Source organism: Coprobacter fastidiosus (genome assembly GCF_030296935.1).
Taxonomy (GTDB): domain Bacteria; phylum Bacteroidota; class Bacteroidia; order Bacteroidales; family Coprobacteraceae; genus Coprobacter; species Coprobacter fastidiosus.
Genome location: NZ_AP028032.1, coordinates 1,788,061 through 1,805,585 on the forward strand (window position 1 = coordinate 1,788,061; position 17,525 = coordinate 1,805,585).

Sequence of the window (17,525 nt, forward strand, 5' to 3'; positions counted from 1 at the left end):
CCGTTATTTAATCAAAAATGTAAGCCAAATACGACAACTAAAGTCATAACCAGCAAATTAATCAGGCCTATCGGAACTAAATATTTCCATTCCAGATGGAGCAACTGATCAATACGCAAACGGGGGAATGTCCATTTAAACCACATGATAATAAACATCACTACCGCTGTTTTCCCAAAGAACCATATCACAGAAGGAATATAATCCATAACTTGGTTAAAGGCATCCCAACCGCCAATATGGAAAGGCATCCAACCGCCTAAAAACAATAAACTGGCAATACCGGAAACAATAAACATATTCAGATATTCGGCCAAATAATAAAAACCGAAATGAATACCTGAATATTCGGTATGGTAACCTGCCGTCAACTCCGATTCTGCTTCAGGTAAGTCAAACGGTCCACGATTTGTTTCGGCTGTTCCGGCAATCAGGTAAATAATAAAAGCCACCAACATGGGGATATGTCCTGTAAATAAAAACCATCCTCTATTTTGAGCTTCAATAATACCCGATGTCTGCATAGTACCGGCAAACACAACGACAGTCAACATTGAAAGACCGATAGACAACTCATAACTAATCATCTGAGCTCCGCTTCGCATAGCTCCGATCAATGTAAATTTATTATTACTAGACCAACCGGCCAATAAAATACCCAATACACCGATCGAAGAGACTGCCATAATAAAGAATACACCGATATTAAAGTCTATAGCTATCAATCCTTTGCCAAACGGCATACAACCAAAAGCCAACATAGAAGAAAGAATTACTAAAAACGGTGCAAGATTAAATAGAAATCTATCTATATGTTTAATCTCTATCAACTCCTTGATAAGAATCTTGAGCATATCGGCAACGCTCTGGAATATTCCATAAGGACCTACCCGATTCGGACCTAAACGACATTGGAAGAATGCACATACTTTACGTTCGGCATAAATCAATACAAGAGCAATAACCGCATAAAGTAAAAGCAAAACAACTCCTACCAGCACAAATTCAATAAGGAGAGCTCCCCACTCCGGCAACCATTGCCGCAACAGTGTATCTATCCAATGAGTAACTACTGAAAAATCGAACATGATATATTTCAATTATATAAGTTTATAAATTCGGTTTATCTGTCAATATCGGGTACAACATAATCTAACGATCCACCGATAGCAATCAAGTCGGCTATTTTAGACCCACGAGTCATATGATCAACAGCTCCAACCAGATTGAATCCCGGAGAATTAACTTTAAGACGATAAGGGAACTTATCACCTCGACTTTCAAGGTAAATACCAAAAGCTCCACGAGCAGCCTCGACTTCTTTGAAGTAACGACCTTCCGGAACTTTAATAATCGGTTTTGTTTTAGCCAGATAATCACCTTCCGGAATATTATCTACCAATTGTTCCAATATATGTAAAGATTGTTCAATCTCTTTCATACGTACCATATAACGAGCATACGAATCTCCTTCATTATATAAAACTTCATCGAACTGAACCTTATCGTAAGCAGCGTATGGTGATCTCTTCCGAACATCGCATGCCCATCCTGATCCTCGGCCGGAAGGACCTGTAACACCGTAATTAATAGCATCTTCTCGACTCAAGAAACCTACTCCTTTCAAACGGTTCTGTGCTATCACATTTCCAGAAAAGACTTCATGATATTCTTTCAACCGAGCAGGCATCTCTTTTATAAATTCTTTGACCTTACGTTGAAAATCAGGATGAATATCTGCTATTACCCCTCCGATAACATTATAGTTCATCGTCATACGAGCACCACATGTATCCTCAAAAATATCCAAAATCTTCTCCCGTTCTCTAAACCCATAGAAAAATGCAGTCAATGCCCCTAAGTCCATACACATAGTTGCAAAGAAAAGCAAGTGAGAAGATAGACGCATCAATTCATCCATCATTGTACGAATATATATCGCACGCTGGGGCACTTCCAACTGCATAGCCTCCTCAATACACATGCAAAGAGCATGCCGATTATTATGAGCCGAAAGATAGTCAAGACGATCTGTTAAATGAAGAGTCTGCGGATAAGTCATACTCTCCCACATCTTCTCAATTCCTCGATGAATATATCCACAATGAACATCAATTTTTTTAATTGTCTCACCGTCCAACGCCGTTTGGAAACGCAATACACCATGCGTTGCTGGATGTTGCGGACCGATATTCACAATATAATCGTTATCTTGAAAAACTTTTCGCTTTTCTTCAATAATCCGCCCTTCTGCATCCTCCCGTAAAGAAACGGTATCTACACTGCATGATTCATTTTCTGTAGGGATAGGATTAATCTCCGGATTAGCATCATAATCCTTACGGAAAGGATAACCGACCCAGTCTTCACGCAAAAACAAATGCCGCATATCCGGATGATTTATAAAACGGATACCGAAAAAGTCATAAACCTCACGTTCATTTAATTCGGCATTTTTCCAAATATCAGATACCGTATATAAAAGAGGATTTTCCTTATCAGAGGTTTCTACTTTTAAAATTACCCAATGATTATATTTCGTAGAGTTCAGATAATACACTACACCAAGCGTCTCTCCCCAATCCATTCCGATCAGAGATACCAAATTGTCAAACTGCAGATCTTTATCATCATGCAAAAAGCGGCATAGAGCATTCACTTTATCGGCGGGAACCGAAACAGTAAGGTATTGACCTTCCTCAAAAATCGCCTCAGGTAAAAAAGCGCCTATTTTTTCTTGTATATTTCCCATGAATCGAATTCAATTATCATTATTCTTCATCAAAATCTTTCGGTTTCTTTTCCTGACGGTTCACCCCTCCGAAGAATTTTTCCACTTTCAATTTCCGTTGCAACTGCATCATTCCATATAACAAAGCCTCAGGACGAGGTGGACAACCGGGGATATAAACATCAACCGGGAGAATCTCTTCAACCCCTTTTAAAACATGATACGAATTTTTAAAAGGACCTCCTGAAACGGCACAACCACCGACAGCAATTACGTATTTCGGCTCTGCCATCTGATCATACAATCGTTTCAATACAGGAGCCATCTTGTGAACAATAGTTCCGGCAACCATAATAAAATCGGCCTGACGAGGACTTGCACGAGCTACCTCGAAACCGAAACGGGCCATATCGTAACGGGCTGCCCCGACCGACATAAATTCAATCCCGCAACAGCTGGTTGCAAACGTAAGAGGCCATAACGAATTGGATCGCCCCCAATTAATTGCTTCATCAAGGCTACCGACAACCACATTGACACCGCCTTCATGCAATTTTTTAACCAATTGTTCAATATACTCATTGTCTTTGAAGTCTTCATACTTCATCGATTTTATTTTCACTTCCATTCCAAAGCTCCTTTCCTCCAGGCATAGGCTAAACCAAACGCAAGGATCACTAAGAAAAACAAAACACTCATCAATCCGGCAATTCCCAAATCTCTCACTATTACTGCCCAGGGAAACAAAAATACCGTTTCCACATCAAACATCAAGAAAAGGATTGCAAACAGATAATACCCTGCTTTAAACTGCATCCAAGAGGTTCCCCGAGTAGGAATACCACACTCATAAGCTTCGCCTTTCTGAGAATTAAATGATCGCGGAGAAATTAAACCGGCAATAGCCATAGCAGCGGCTACTAAAGTAATCCCGGTAATAAAAACAACGACAAATAATGCTAAATTCATATACTTAGTTTGTTATTATTCTATCCTCTATCTATACTCACCAACAAGAAAAAGGGTATAATACTTATCTTAAGCACAACACCTCAGATACTGTAAAATATACCCTGCCGAACCTAATTCCATGATATAATCAATATCACTAAAATATCAAAAATCAAGACGGTTCTTTAAATGAGCATTCAAAGTAACACAATAAAAAATCGCAATGCAAATTATTTAAATGGAAATTTTCTAAAGAAATTGAGAAAAATCCAAATCAGACATTTTGTTGCGACTTATAGAACATTTCTATAAGGTATAAGTAAAAACAAAGAAAATATTTCAACAAAAAGCAAAAGGAGATAACAAATTGACACTTTGAAACAATATAAAAGAAACAATTAACATAGTCAAAAGAATTATAATAACACTTTGATATAAATAAGGAAGATCTTAGAATCTGTTATCTAAATTTTGCACGGACAAAGCCCTAAAAGAATTCACATAAATAGCCTTTATCCCCCGTACCGATACCGCTAACATCATTATAGAGCGGGAAAAATATCCAAATGATTCGATAGCATTTTTTATAGGGAAATTTAGACTGCTGTTTAGTTTTTCTCTTCATTCAGAAGCATTACAGAAAAGCAGGTCTCATACTGTTCTCCTTTACAGGTAATGTAAGGGGGATGATAAAAAAAAGGGGGGGAGACGATCTTTTCTCGTCTCCCCCTTCCTATCTAAAATCGGCGGCTACCTACTCTCCCACTTTTACGCAGTACCATCGGCGTGGTCAGGCTTAACTTCTCTGTTCGGTATGGGTAGAGGTGGATCCCTGACGCTATAACCACCTGAATTTCCTTTGACATGTCGATTCGTCCGTAAATCTTTTCACTAAACTGCATCCCGTATAACGCCATCGTACATAATATACCGCTCTCGCAGCGGAAAGTCTCGGGTGATTAGTATTGCTCGACTTTGACGTTACCGCCTTTACATCTGCAACCTATCTACGTCGTCGTCTGCAACGACCCTTCAGGGAAATCTCATCTTGAAGTTGGCTTCGTACTTAGATGCTTTCAGCACTTATCCTTTCCAGACTTAGATACTCAGCTATGCCCCTGGCGGAACAACTGATAAACCAGCGGTCTGTCCAACACGGTCCTCTCGTACTAGTGTCAGGTCTCCTCAAATTTCCTGCGCCCACAACAGATAGGGACCGAACTGTCTCACGACGTTCTGAACCCAGCTCGCGTGCCACTTTAATGGGCGAACAGCCCAACCCTTGGGACCTTCTCCAGCCCCAGGATGTGACGAGCCGACATCGAGGTGCCAAACCGCTCCGTCGATATGAGCTCTTGGGAGCGATCAGCCTGTTATCCCCGGAGTACCTTTTATCCTTTGAGCGATGGCCCTTCCATGCGGAACCACCGGATCACTATGCTCTAGTTTCCTACCTGATCGACTTGTCGGTCTCTCAGTCAAGCACCCTTATGCCATTACACTCTCCGGCCGGTTACCAATCGGCCTGAGGGTACCTTTAGAAGCCTCCGTTACGCTTTTGGAGGCGACCACCCCAGTCAAACTACCCACCAAACAGTGTCCCCATATCCTACGGGTTAGAACTCAAATAACCAAAGGTCCGTATTTCAAGGGTGACTCCATGAATACTGGCGTATCCACTTCTTTGTCTCCGGACTATCCTACACATCAGTTACCCAAATTCAATGTTAAGTTGCAGTAAAGGTTCACGGGGTCTTTCCGTCCCGTTGCGGGTAATCGGCATCTTCACCGATACTACAATTTCACCGAGTTCACGGTTGAGACAGTGTCCAGATCATTACACCATTCGTGCAGGTCGGAACTTACCCGACAAGGAATTTCGCTACCTTAGGACCGTTATAGTTACGGCCGCCGTTTACTGGGGCTTCAATTCAACGCTTCTCTTGCGATGACATCTCCTCTTAACCTTCCAGCACCGGGCAGGTGTCAGGCTGTATACTTCATCTTTCAATTTCGCACAGCCCTGTGTTTTTGTTAAACAGTTGCCTGGACCTATTCTCTGCGCCCTCCCACCAGGGAGGGACCCTTTGTCCCGAAGTTACAGGGTCAATTTGCCTAGTTCCTTAACCGTGAGTCGCTCGAGCGCCTTAGTATTTTCTACTCAACCACGTGTGTCCGTTTCGGGTACGGGTATGATACGCATATGTTTAGGGGATTTTCTCGGGAGCCTGATTACCTCTACTATCTGGTTGCCCGGGGGCGCCCAGTACTATCCGGTTCGACTGCCACGGCGGATTTGCCTACCATGTCATTATCTACTCCGTTCAACCTGCTATTCCGTCAGCAGGCGAGAGTGTCACTTCTCCGTCTCCTCGTCACTCCGTATCATAGTAACGGAATATTAACCGTTTCTGCCATCGGCTGCGCCGTTCGGCTGCGCCTTAGGGCCCGACTTACCCTGATCCGATTAGCGTTGATCAGGAACCCTTGGTCTTTCGGCGAGAGGGGTTCTCGCCCTCTTTATCGTTACTTATACCTACATTTGCTTTTCCATTACCTCCAGCATTCCTCAAGGAAAACCTTCTGCGGCTCATGGAATGCTCCCCTACCAATTGTTGCCAATTCCACAGCTTCGGTAAACGGCTTATGCCCGATTATTATCCACGCAGAACTCCTCGACTAGTGAGCTGTTACGCACTCTTTAAATGAATGGCTGCTTCCAAGCCAACATCCTAGCTGTCTTTGCAATTCTACTTCGTTAATTCAACTTAGCCGTTATTTCGGGACCTTAGCCGGTGGTCTGGGTTATTTCCCTCTCGGACATGGACCTTAGCACCCATGCCCTCACTCCTCTGATTCATATTTAAGCATTCGGAGTTTATCAAGACTTGATAGGCGGTGAAGCCCTCGCATCTTATCAGTCGCTCTACCTCTTAAATATATTCAGAAGGCTGCACCTAAATGCATTTCGGGGAGTACGAGCTATCTCCAAGTTTGATTAGCCTTTCACCCCTACCCACAAGTCATCCGAAAACTTTTCAACGTTTACCGGTGCGGTCCTCCAGTTAGTGTTACCTAACCTTCAACCTGCTCATGGGTAGATCACTTGGTTTCGCGTCTACTCCTGCCAACTTATACCGCCCTATTAAGACTCGCTTTCGCTTCGGCTCCTCGACTGAATCGATTAACCTGGCTGGCAAAAGTAACTCGTAGGTTCATTATGCAAAAGGCACGCCGTCACCCCACGTAGGGGCTCCGACCGCTTGTAGGCGTATGGTTTCAGGGTCTTTTTCACTCCTCTGTTCGAGGTTCTTTTCACCTTTCCTTCACAGTACTGGTTCGCTATCGGTCTCTCGGGAGTATTTAGCCTTACGGGATGGTCCCCGCTGATTCATACAGGATTTCTCGTGTCCCGCACTACTCAGGATACTGCTGTCGCTGTCGCTGGTTTCGCCTACCGGGTTATCACCGTCTTTGACCGGCCTTTCCAGACCGTTCGGCTACCTGCTTCTTTGTCTTATGCAGTCCTTCTACCCCGACTCTGCCGAAACAGAGTCGGTTTGGGCTCTTCCGCTTTCGCTCGCCACTACTGACGGAATCATTGTTATTTTCTTTTCCTGTGGGTAATGAGATGTTTCAGTTCCCCACGTTTGCTTCCCGTTATTCGGGATGACAGGTTATCCTGCCGGGTTGCCCCATTCGGAAATCTGCGGGTCACAGGATATTTGCTCCTCGCCGCAGCTTTTCGCAGCTTATCACGTCCTTCTTCGCCTCCGAGAGCCTAGGCATCCGCCATACGCCCTTCTTTACTTTCTTCGCCGTGCTCGTGAAATCTTTTCTGACGATCTCACGTGCGGTATCGTATATACCGGCGTTATACTCGTTCGTTTTTTTTATTCGATTTACTTTCGTTTCAACATGTCAATGATCTCTTCTTCGTGGAGAATAACGGATTCGAACCGTTGACCCCCTGCTTGCAAAGCAGGTGCTCTAGCCAGCTGAGCTAATCCCCCCTAACCTTCTGTCAGGTAGTCCCAGGCAGATTTGAACTGCCGACCTCTACATTATCAGTGTAGCGCTCTAACCTACTGAGCTATAGGACTGGCAAATCGCCTGCCGGAACGGTGGCTGTCTCTTATTTATTGTATCTCTTTCAATAGACCTTCGTAGTACGAGAACATAATCTCCTCTTTTAGCCCTTTTTTGCAGGTCGCTCCAGAAAGGAGGTGTTCCAGCCGCACCTTCCGGTACGGCTACCTTGTTACGACTTAGCCCCAGTCACCAGTATTACCCTAGGACGCTCCTTGCGGTTGCATACTTCAGGTACTCCCGGCTCCCATGGCTTGACGGGCGGTGTGTACAAGGCCCGGGAACGTATTCACCGCGCCATGGCTGATGCGCGATTACTAGCGAATCCAGCTTCACGGAGTCGAGTTGCAGACTCCGATCCGAACTGAGACAGGTTTTTGGGATTGGCTACGTATTGCTACGTCGCGACTCTTTGTACCTGCCATTGTAACACGTGTGTCGCCCCGGACGTAAGGGCCGTGCTGATTTGACGTCATCCCCACCTTCCTCACAGCTTGCGCTGGCAGTCCCGGTAGAGTCCTCAGCTTGACCTGTTAGTAACTACCGGTAAGGGTTGCGCTCGTTATGGCACTTAAGCCGACACCTCACGGCACGAGCTGACGACAACCATGCAGCACCTCGACAGCGACCATTGCTGGCTAATCCTTTTCGGGATTATTCCCCTGTCGTTTGAGCCCGGGTAAGGTTCCTCGCGTATCATCGAATTAAACCACATGTTCCTCCGCTTGTGCGGGCCCCCGTCAATTCCTTTGAGTTTCACCGTTGCCGGCGTACTCCCCAGGTGGAATACTTAACGCTTTCGCTGTACCGCTTACATTATATCGCAAACAGTTAGTATTCATCGTTTACGGCGTGGACTACCAGGGTATCTAATCCTGTTCGATACCCACGCTTTCGTGCTTCAGCGTCAGTTATAGCCCAGTATGCTGCCTTCGCAATCGGGGTTCTGCGTGATATCTATGCATTTCACCGCTACACCACGCATTCCGCATACCTCTTTTATACTCTAGAAAAACAGTTTCATCGGCAATTCTCCAGTTGAGCTGAAGCATTTCACCGCTGACTTATTCTTCCGCCTACGCACCCTTTAAACCCAATAAATCCGGATAACGCTCGCATCTTCCGTATTACCGCGGCTGCTGGCACGGAATTAGCCGATGCTTATTCTCCCGGTACATGCACAGCGCTACACGTAGCGCCCGTTATTCCCAGGTAAAAGGAGTTTACAACCCGTAGGGCCGTCTTCCTCCACGCGACTTGGCTGGTTCAGGCTTCCGCCCATTGACCAATATTCCTCACTGCTGCCTCCCGTAGGAGTCTGGTCCGTGTCTCAGTACCAGTGTGGGGGACCTTCCTCTCAGAACCCCTATCCATCGTTGCCTTGGTGGGCCGTGACCCCGCCAACTAGCTAATGGAACGCATGTTCATCTGTAACCGAGTCTCTTTAACATAAAATTCATGCGAATAATATGTGCTATGAGGTATTAGTCCGGATTTCTCCGGGTTATCCCTCTGTTACAGGTAGATTACATACGCGTTACTCACCCGTGCGCCGGTCGCCATCGGTATCAGCAAGCTGATACCATGTTGCCCCTCGACTTGCATGTGTTAGGCCTGTCGCTAGCGTTCATCCTGAGCCAGGATCAAACTCTTCGTTGTATGATTTCTTTTTACTTCTTTTTCACAACCTGCTGGCTCGTGACGGAGACTTTTACTCGTCTCGTACTACTTTTTTTGTCTATTGTAATTTCTTCAAGGATCGCTTGCTTTTCTCATTCAGAAACGGACTGCAAATCTAAGGGTTTCATTCTTATTCTCCAAAAAAAATCCCTCTTTTTTCTATTACTGCCCCTCTCTCCCGAAAAGCGTGTGCAAAAGTAAGAACTTTAACTCTTACCTCCAAATTTTTTTTGGCCTTTTTTATATACCTACAATAAATATTTCTATAACTGCCTGCAAATAACTCTATTATATACAAAAACTTTTTTTTGAATAAAAAACTACATAAAACTGAGATCATTTCATATTAAGCTTGTATTTTCCGAAAATACCTCTTTCATAAAAAAGAAAAATTGACAATAACAAATCTAAGGTCTCCGTTGTTCTATAAATACATTTCTTTTAAATAACTGCAAATAAAACATATTATGTACAGAAACTTATTTTTATTTCTTTGTTTTATTATGGTACTCACAGGACACGCTCAAAGTATTGAATCACCTAATCGCCAATTAAATCTGACATTTCACGTCGATAACGGCATTCCGTATTATTCCTTACTGTATAAAGGGAAAATAATTATTGAAAAAAGCAGACTTGGTTTTGAAATGAAAAATATTCCATCTATGGTAGATAATTTCAGTATATTAAAAAGTTCGACATCTGCTTTTGATGAAACATGGGAACCCGTATGGGGAGAGGTAAAAAAAATACGAAATCAATATAATGAACTGGAAATTACTTTGGAACAAGGTAGTCCGAAAAGAACTGTTATTATACGATTCAGATTATACGATGATGGACTTGGATTCAGGTATGAATTTCCAAATCAAAAAAATCTTTCTTATTTTACAATTGCCGAAGAAATTACTCAATTTAATTTAGGAAAAGATTATACTGCATTTTGGATAAGAGGAGACTACGATACAAACGAATATAATTATACGACATCATTATTATCAGAAGTCTCACACCAAATAGATGCCGCTACCGAAGAAATCTCGGCACAAACACCAACTAAAGAGATATCTGTACAAACTCCTCTGATGCTTAAAGGTAACGGGGTCTATATAAATATCCATGAAGCTGCTTTAAAAGATTATCCTGCTATGTTATTGGAACTGGATAGTACCGGAGTGATATTATCAACACATTTGACTCCAGACCCGTTAGGAGGAAAAGGCAGAATGCAAACAGCAACTCAAACTCCTTGGAGAACAATATTAATAAGCGATAATGCTGCAGATATTCTGGCGTCGAAGACCATTCTCAATTTAAATGAGCCCAACAAAATCGAAGATACCTCATGGATAAAGCCAATGAAATATATAGGTGTTTGGTGGGAAATGTTCATTCCAAATGGAGGTTCCTGGGCTTATGCAGACACGTCTAATATAAAGCTTGATGAAATCGACTATTCTCGGATAGAACCGAACGGACGCCACGCAGCGAACACTGAGAACGTGAAACGCTATATAGATTTTGCAGCTAAACACGGCTTTGACGGAGTATTGGTGGAAGGTTGGAATATCGGATGGGAAGATTGGTTTGGAACAATGAAAGAGAATGTTTTCGATTTTGTTACACCTTATCCGGATTTCGATTTAAATGAGCTCAAAAAATATGCGGCACAAAAAGGAGTGAAATTGATTATGCACCACGAGACATCAGCTTCGATTCCAAACTACGAACGCCGAATGAATGAAGCTTATCAATTTATGAAAGATAACGGCTATGATGCCGTAAAATCGGGATATGTGGGAACAATTATTCCTTTGGGAGAGCATCATTATGGACAAACTATGGTAAATCATTACTTGAGAGCTATCGAAAAAGGTGCTGACTATAAAATCATGATTAATGCTCACGAACCTGTACGCCCGACAGGTATGCATCGTACTTACCCAAATTATTTGGCTGCAGAATCGGCTCGAGGAACAGAATATGAGGCATTGGGAAATATCAAACCAGATCATCAGACCATATTACCATTTACCAGACTTATCGGAGGTCCGATGGATTATACCCCGGGAATTTTCCAAACAGACTTTAGCTATTATGATCCAAATGTTAAAAATAGGGTTAACACAACATTATCAAAACAATTGGCCTTATATGTAACGATGTACAGTCCTTTACAAATGGCAGCGGATTTACCGGAAAATTATGAAAGGTTTGCTGATGCTTTTCAATTTATCAAGGATGTTCCTGTTGACTGGGACGATACTCGAATATTGGAAGCCGAACCCGGAGATTATATCACTATCGCCAGAAAAAAGAAAGGGGAAGACGAATGGTTCATCGGTAGCATTACAGATGAAAATAAAAGAGTCTCAAATATCCGCTTAAATTTTCTTGATCCGGGCAAGAACTATATCGCAACTATATATGCTGATGGAGAAGATGCCGATTATGAAACCCGTCCACAATCCTATACCATCAAAAACTATCGAGTAAATTCTAAATCAGAATTAGCTATTCCTATTGCACGTAGCGGCGGATATGCCATTCATATAAAAGAAAACAGTTCTCAAACGAATTAACAAGAGTATAATTCCCATAACAAAAGGCTGTTTTGTTGAATTACAAAACAGCCTTTTGTTATAAATCTTATTTTTTAACCGACGCATCTGTTTTATTATCGGCCACCTTTCTTCTCAAAGGGAATTTATAGTAAATCGAATACGTTATCCCCAAAACAGAACCTTTATTCCCATAACCGGGGATAAACCACGGAGTAGAAAAGTCATTACTTTTTGCCTTTATCAGCCATTTATAACGGACAGTCCACCCCATCATCAAATCCTTATACAAACGAACACGAATACCGCCTAACGCCTCGATCCATTGTGCTTTAGATTTTTGTCCGGTAATACTCTCACTATAAGAAGTTCCCCAATAGGGAGATTCTAATGTTATATTCGTTATATCATACTTGAAAGCAGAAAAACCATACCGCAATCCTACGAAAAAAGTTCCAGGACCGTCATTATTATAATGAAAATTATAATTTATACCGATACGGTTATAAAGCGCAGGCTTACCGACATAAGTAAAATTCATTTCTTCAGGTCTGTTATCGGCACGCCCTATCCCAATCTCCCAAGTAGGTAAAAAGCGATTATACATATTCAACTCCAAACTCGCTTCATAATTTCCATACTTCTGCCCGAACAAATTCGCTACAGGATTATACAAATCAACGCCCAAAATAAGTCCGTTCAATAATGGGAATTTATATTTAGATTCCTTCTTTTCCTCTTTTTTCTGAGGAACTGAATTTGTCGACTGTCGTTGCTGAGCGAATGTTGCAGAAACGATCAACAAAAAAATGACCGATAGCAAGTTATTCCGCTTCTTCAACATGATAGAAAAGTTTTACATTCTCAATATTCAGGTTATCGATCTCCTTAGTCAATAATGTCGCTGAGACAAGTTGATGAGTCGTATATCTAAAATCATCGATCACATAATTAAACATTGCACCACATTCGGCCGATTCAAATTTCACATACGAATGATATACAAATGTCAACGTATCGAATTTGTATCTGGGATTCAGGTTTTCCTGGTCATAGCGCAAAACATATTTTGTCGTATCTACACCATCTCTCAATGGCGCCATGAATTGATTTACCGAGGCTGTATCCAAAAGCAAAGAATCATTTATCTGACCTATTCCCCATACCGTCAGCGAGTCTATCGCAACTCGTTGAGTCGTATCGGCATCGGAATAAAAAGCTATCAACGGGATACTGCTACGATTTTCCATACAGCCATCGTCTCCACATGATACAAATCCTATTCCCAGCAAAAAAACTACTAAAATAATATCTAATATTTTCCCCATTTTACAATTTCATTAAACGCTTTTCGTTTTTTCGGTGTAGAGGCGAATACATCGGGATTTTCGGGATAACCGATCGGTATTAAAACCAGAGGTTTGATATCCTCAGGAAGGTTCAAGATTTCAGCACATAACTTCGTATCGAAATTGCACACCCAGCATGTGCCTAACTCCTGTTCCGTTGCTGCTAAACAAAGATGCTCGACTGCAATCGCAACATCCACATCACAAAAATCTTTCATATCGCTTTTCCGCTTCCATGATTGTCGGTGATCTCCACATGCAACAATATAAACCGGAGCTTGAGTAAACCAGTCTCGGTCATAACACTGTTGTAATTTTTTCCGGTCTTTCTCATCCTGAATTACAATAAAAAGCCAAGGCTGAAAATTTACTGCCGAAGGAGCTAATCGAACGGCTTCTAATATATATTCAAGCTTTTCCGATTCTACAGCACGAGATGTATATGCCCGGACAGAACATCGCAGACGCGCTAAAGTCAGCAAATCGAAACCTTCATTATCACCATCGGTCTTTTTCATAATTTTATATCTTTAATCCGGAAATTATTTTATCTCTTTTTCAATATTATATCGATTACGTTCTACTGAGTTCCGAGAAATCAATTCTCCTAAAAAACCTGCTAAAAAAAGCAAAGTTCCCAAAATCATTGCCGTAAGCGAAAGATAAAAATACGGAGAATCTGTTACTAATCGATACGGCATATTATGATACATCGAATATAATTTATATACACCAACCGCTATTACCGAGAAAAATCCCAACACAAACATCAGACTTCCCAAAAATCCGAAAAAATGCATCGGCTTCACCGCAAACTTATTAAAAAACCAAAGGGTCAGCAAATCTAAATACCCATTTACAAAACGACTCAGACCAAATTTCGTCACACCATACTTGCGCGCCTGATGGTGAACTACTTTTTCCCCAATCTTCGAAAAGCCTGCACTTTTTGCCAAATAGGGTATATACCGATGCATATCACCATATACCTCGATACTTTTAACCACTTCGTTTCGATATGCTTTTAATCCACAATTAAAATCGTGCAAATATATTCCGGTAACTTTTCTTGCCGTTGCATTGAACAACTTCGTAGGAATAGTTTTCGATAAAGGATCATAACGTTTTTTCTTCCAGCCCGATACAAGATCATAGCCATCTTCCATAACCATACGATACAATTCCGGAATCTCATCAGGACTATCTTGCAAATCGGCATCCATAGTAATTACGACATCTCCTTCAGCTCTACCAAAACCGACATGTAAAGCCGGAGATTTTCCATAATTACGACGGAATTTAACGCCCTTGATGTGCTCGTCTTTTGCACTCAACTCCTCAATCACCTTCCACGAATTATCGGTACTTCCATCATTTATGAATAATATCTCGTACGAAAATTTATTCGCATTCATCACCCGGGTAATCCATTCCGTCAGTTCAGGAAGAGATTCAGCTTCATTATATAATGGTATAACTAATGAAATATCCATACTCTAATTTATAAGGTTTTTATTTTCTTTTTTCGGGAAACTATCAAAGCTATAATTATAGATAACAGAGACCCGAAAAACACATTCGCCCAAATCGTCTGAAATACCATCTCAATCGGAGAAGGAGCTCCGCCTTTTGCTAAGCCGTCCCTCATCACTTGTAACATTTCCGAATCCTGAGCTTGTGTCATCTTCTCAATCAGGTCGAGTACTGCAGCCATTTGCATCTCTATGTAAGTCGGATTTATATATCTATAATAAACATATTCGGCAACTCCGCTCAACAACGATGCAAAGAAAAACAAAAATATTCCGAACATCCACAATTGTGAGAAACGCACATTTCCTCCGTCTTGTTTTTTATAATGCCGCATAATATAATAAAGTATAAACGGAATCGCTATCAATAAAACTTCCGATACAAAATTCGCGACAAAGTTATTCAAACTAAATGTAGTCAATGCAAATTTCACAATCAAATATATTCCGAAATAAACTCCATATTCCATTGCGTAACGCGCGATCGACTTTTTAGGTGCTTCTCGTAACATTCGTAACCTTATTTTGCTATAAAACTTATTTTATCAACAACGGCAAAGTTATTATTTTTTATGTCATGAACTTCGATATGAGACAATAAAATGTGCAAATTAGGATTAATCAGAGAAAGATAAACAAAAAAAATATACTGAACTAACTATTTAGTTTTTAAACGAATGAATTCTTTCTATATATTTTTTTCAGACACAGCTATTGCGGAACAGAAAAAAATATCTACTTTTGCAGCCGGGTAAGTCCTACACGGTCAGCTCCCGGTCAATCCCCCAGGGCTTGACCGCAGCAAGGGTAGCCGGTCGTAGCGACGCGATGTAGGTCGCTTACCCACTTGCCGATATAGCTCAGTTGGCCAGAGCACGTGATTTGTAATCTCGGGGTCGTGGGTTCGAATCCCTCTATCGGCTCAAAAGACAGCTTTAAAGTTGTCTTTTTTTATTTTACCCCCCTAATGAGCTTATCTAATTTTTTCGATAAAGAAATTTTAAAACCTGACCGGGACAAAATTCAAACGGCTTCTTGAACCACAAGCTCTTCGATCTTGCTCCATGTCTATTCAAAGGTATGTATCTATTAACTAACGTACAAATGTGCGACAAGCTCTATAACCTCTCTATAATTTCCCTTACAAATCAATCAATAAAAACCTTTCTAAAACAGGACAAAAGAAAGATTTCCTTTCCTATTCCAATTTATCCACATAAAGCATCAAAAATTCCTATTCCAAAGCATTCGATACAAATACATTTGCATATCGATCATTAACTAAAATTTATATATATGAAAAAGACATTTACTACTTTTCTTGTATTCGCAGCTCTTTCATTAGGAATTAAAGCGCAAACTACGACATGGTCTTTTGAAAATCTCTCTGATGGAACAATTACGGAAAATACACCCATAAACGGATTAGAGATTAATGCCAGTAAAGTGTGGACAGTAGAACCCAATACCAAAACTTTCGGTACTGACCAATATACTAAAAGATTAAAATCTGGTGGAGGAGATCGCTCCCTCACCTTTCCTGTAACCGGACCGGGGACAATCGAAATAGCAGCTCTATCGAGCAGTACCAGTGAACCGGAAAGATCATTCACCATAGAAGGATATACTCTGTTCACAAAAGCTGAAGGAGATGAAAGTACAGATTACATAACTATGAATTATACCGGTCCTGCAACGACTCTTACTCTCACAACCAATGCCGGAATAAACTTTTATGCTATTAGATATACTCCTAACGGAGAAAAACCTGTAATAAGCAATAAATTATGGGATTTATCAACATTTTACAGTGCGACAGGAGAGTTTACAGAAACATGTATAAAAGACGGACTGGTTATATATGTAGGTCCTACACCAGAAGGGTCTTCAAAAACATTAACCATGACTTGGGCCTCCAGTAATAAAAGTTTCAATATCGATGGAACAAAAACCAAATTAGCAGGACAATTAAAAGCCGGAGGCGATTCAAAAATCGATCCTGATACAAATATCCCGGCAAACCGCGTCATAAAATTTAAACCCACTTCGGATGGATCGATCTCCGTAGGTGCAATTACCGGAAGTACAGGACAAGACAGAAATGTTATTATCAGCAAATATAATGCAGGCACAATATCTGTATTAACTACCGGAAACACGAATATTGTAGAAGGAGCTAACGGATTTGAGCCATTCTCAACAGATTACACATATAATGCCGGTGATGAAATTTGGATATATGCAGATAATAATATCCAATATTGGTTTGTACGATTTACCGGAAGTGTAGATCCCGACTTTAATGGTGAATTATCAGGAATTTCGACCAATACGATAGAATTTTATCCTGAAATTGTTATCAGCAACAGAGAAATCCGAGTTACAGAACCAGTCGATATGGAAATATACGCTATATCCGGATATAAAGTTGCCGAGCAAAAAAACACGACTGTTATAACTACTCAAAATATGGAACATGGTGCATATATCGTAAAATGTACATCGTCAAAAGGGAAAGTCGTTACAAAGAAATTTATAAAATAACGTTACAATTTGCTCAATTGCACTCGGGGGTATCCAAAAAAAAACGGATAGCCCCTTTCTCTTATAGTATCAGAATCTTTTTAATGCA

General features: G+C 41.2%; 11 protein-coding genes, 3 tRNA genes and 3 rRNA genes. 3 read left to right on the forward strand and 14 right to left on the reverse strand.

The genetic code is table 11. The features are described from left to right. Nucleotides 1–11: 11 nt before the first annotated feature. The 9 genes from nuoH to QUE35_RS07120 form a co-directional block, all read right to left on the reverse strand. Nucleotides 12–1,088 (reverse strand): NADH-quinone oxidoreductase subunit NuoH, encoded by a 1,077-nt coding sequence (gene nuoH, locus QUE35_RS07080; RefSeq protein WP_022601211.1) that lies wholly within the window; start codon nucleotides 1,086–1,088, stop codon nucleotides 12–14. A gap of 35 nt (nucleotides 1,089–1,123) precedes the next feature. Beyond that, on the reverse strand, nucleotides 1,124–2,752 hold the full coding sequence (locus QUE35_RS07085) for an NADH-quinone oxidoreductase subunit D (RefSeq protein ID WP_022389621.1): 1,629 nt from the start codon (nucleotides 2,750–2,752) through the stop codon (nucleotides 1,124–1,126). A gap of 19 nt (nucleotides 2,753–2,771) precedes the next feature. Further along, nucleotides 2,772–3,359: an NADH-quinone oxidoreductase subunit B gene (locus QUE35_RS07090; protein WP_009318537.1), complete on the reverse strand. Its 588-nt coding sequence runs from the start codon at nucleotides 3,357–3,359 to the stop codon at nucleotides 2,772–2,774. Next, nucleotides 3,350–3,700, reverse strand: coding sequence for an NADH-quinone oxidoreductase subunit A (locus QUE35_RS07095; protein WP_009318536.1), 351 nt, complete (start codon nucleotides 3,698–3,700; stop codon nucleotides 3,350–3,352). The genes QUE35_RS07090 and QUE35_RS07095 overlap by 10 nt, the downstream gene beginning before the upstream one ends. Nucleotides 3,701–4,423: 723 nt before the next feature. Then, nucleotides 4,424–4,534 (reverse strand): 5S ribosomal RNA (gene rrf / locus QUE35_RS07100). 88 nt (nucleotides 4,535–4,622) lie between these two features. Continuing rightward, nucleotides 4,623–7,498: ribosomal RNA gene (locus QUE35_RS07105) — 23S ribosomal RNA — on the reverse strand. Between the two features lie 123 nt (nucleotides 7,499–7,621). Further along, nucleotides 7,622–7,695 (reverse strand) — tRNA-Ala (locus QUE35_RS07110). A 16-nt stretch (nucleotides 7,696–7,711) separates the two neighbouring features. Beyond that, nucleotides 7,712–7,785: transfer RNA gene (locus QUE35_RS07115), tRNA-Ile, on the reverse strand. Nucleotides 7,786–7,901: 116 nt separating this feature from the next. Beyond that, a 16S ribosomal RNA gene (locus QUE35_RS07120) occupies nucleotides 7,902–9,430 on the reverse strand. The 16S, 23S and 5S rRNA genes sit together here with 2 tRNA genes alongside, the layout of an rRNA operon. A 488-nt stretch (nucleotides 9,431–9,918) precedes the next feature. Between QUE35_RS07120 and QUE35_RS07125 the strand changes: the two genes are divergently transcribed. After that, the gene (locus QUE35_RS07125) at nucleotides 9,919–12,033 is read left to right on the forward strand and encodes a glycoside hydrolase family 97 protein (RefSeq protein ID WP_031258758.1); all 2,115 of its coding nucleotides are present in this window, start codon (nucleotides 9,919–9,921) and stop codon (nucleotides 12,031–12,033) included. A 67-nt stretch (nucleotides 12,034–12,100) separates the two neighbouring features. Here the strand turns inward: QUE35_RS07125 and QUE35_RS07130 are convergent, their stop codons facing one another. The 5 genes from QUE35_RS07130 to QUE35_RS07150 are packed head-to-tail and all read right to left on the reverse strand — an operon-like array spanning nucleotide 12,101 to nucleotide 15,405. Further along, nucleotides 12,101–12,856: a DUF6048 family protein gene (locus QUE35_RS07130; protein WP_009317916.1), complete on the reverse strand. Its 756-nt coding sequence runs from the start codon at nucleotides 12,854–12,856 to the stop codon at nucleotides 12,101–12,103. Continuing rightward, nucleotides 12,837–13,340, reverse strand: coding sequence for a DUF6452 family protein (locus tag QUE35_RS07135; protein ID WP_009317917.1), 504 nt, complete (start codon nucleotides 13,338–13,340; stop codon nucleotides 12,837–12,839). Before QUE35_RS07135 ends, QUE35_RS07130 begins: the two co-directional genes overlap by 20 nt. Then, the gene (locus QUE35_RS07140) at nucleotides 13,325–13,879 is read right to left on the reverse strand and encodes a nitroreductase family protein (RefSeq protein WP_022601832.1); all 555 of its coding nucleotides are present in this window, start codon (nucleotides 13,877–13,879) and stop codon (nucleotides 13,325–13,327) included. The genes QUE35_RS07135 and QUE35_RS07140 overlap by 16 nt, the downstream gene beginning before the upstream one ends. A gap of 24 nt (nucleotides 13,880–13,903) precedes the next feature. Further along, the gene (locus tag QUE35_RS07145) at nucleotides 13,904–14,854 is read right to left on the reverse strand and encodes a glycosyltransferase (protein WP_022389739.1); all 951 of its coding nucleotides are present in this window, start codon (nucleotides 14,852–14,854) and stop codon (nucleotides 13,904–13,906) included. A gap of 8 nt (nucleotides 14,855–14,862) precedes the next feature. Continuing rightward, nucleotides 14,863–15,405, reverse strand: a complete 543-nt coding sequence (locus QUE35_RS07150; protein ID WP_009317920.1) for a DUF4199 domain-containing protein — start codon at nucleotides 15,403–15,405, stop codon at nucleotides 14,863–14,865. A gap of 337 nt (nucleotides 15,406–15,742) precedes the next feature. Between QUE35_RS07150 and QUE35_RS07155 the strand changes: the two genes are divergently transcribed. Together QUE35_RS07155 and QUE35_RS07160 are read left to right on the forward strand one after the other, a co-directional pair. After that, a tRNA-Thr gene (locus tag QUE35_RS07155) sits at nucleotides 15,743–15,816 on the forward strand. A gap of 373 nt (nucleotides 15,817–16,189) precedes the next feature. Further along, a complete protein-coding gene (locus QUE35_RS07160; RefSeq protein WP_022601830.1) occupies nucleotides 16,190–17,437 on the forward strand; it encodes a T9SS type A sorting domain-containing protein in 1,248 nt (415 codons plus the stop codon). The last annotated feature ends 88 nt before the right edge of the window (nucleotides 17,438–17,525 follow it).

What these genes read in the sequence shown, in the direction of transcription:
- QUE35_RS07160 (WP_022601830.1), top strand. Translation starts at nt 16,190, where the DNA reads ATGAAAAAGACATTTACTACTTTTCTTGTATTCGCAGCTCTTTCATTA.
- QUE35_RS07095 (WP_009318536.1), bottom strand. Translation starts at nt 3,700, where the DNA reads ATGAATTTAGCATTATTTGTCGTTGTTTTTATTACCGGGATTACTTTA.
- QUE35_RS07090 (WP_009318537.1), bottom strand. Translation starts at nt 3,359, where the DNA reads ATGGAAGTGAAAATAAAATCGATGAAGTATGAAGACTTCAAAGACAAT.
- nuoH (WP_022601211.1), bottom strand. Translation starts at nt 1,088, where the DNA reads ATGTTCGATTTTTCAGTAGTTACTCATTGGATAGATACACTGTTGCGG.
- QUE35_RS07125 (WP_031258758.1), top strand. Translation starts at nt 9,919, where the DNA reads ATGTACAGAAACTTATTTTTATTTCTTTGTTTTATTATGGTACTCACA.
- QUE35_RS07130 (WP_009317916.1), bottom strand. Translation starts at nt 12,856, where the DNA reads ATGTTGAAGAAGCGGAATAACTTGCTATCGGTCATTTTTTTGTTGATC.
- QUE35_RS07140 (WP_022601832.1), bottom strand. Translation starts at nt 13,879, where the DNA reads ATGAAAAAGACCGATGGTGATAATGAAGGTTTCGATTTGCTGACTTTA.
- QUE35_RS07150 (WP_009317920.1), bottom strand. Translation starts at nt 15,405, where the DNA reads ATGTTACGAGAAGCACCTAAAAAGTCGATCGCGCGTTACGCAATGGAA.
- QUE35_RS07135 (WP_009317917.1), bottom strand. Translation starts at nt 13,340, where the DNA reads ATGGGGAAAATATTAGATATTATTTTAGTAGTTTTTTTGCTGGGAATA.
- QUE35_RS07145 (WP_022389739.1), bottom strand. Translation starts at nt 14,854, where the DNA reads ATGGATATTTCATTAGTTATACCATTATATAATGAAGCTGAATCTCTT.
- QUE35_RS07085 (WP_022389621.1), bottom strand. Translation starts at nt 2,752, where the DNA reads ATGGGAAATATACAAGAAAAAATAGGCGCTTTTTTACCTGAGGCGATT.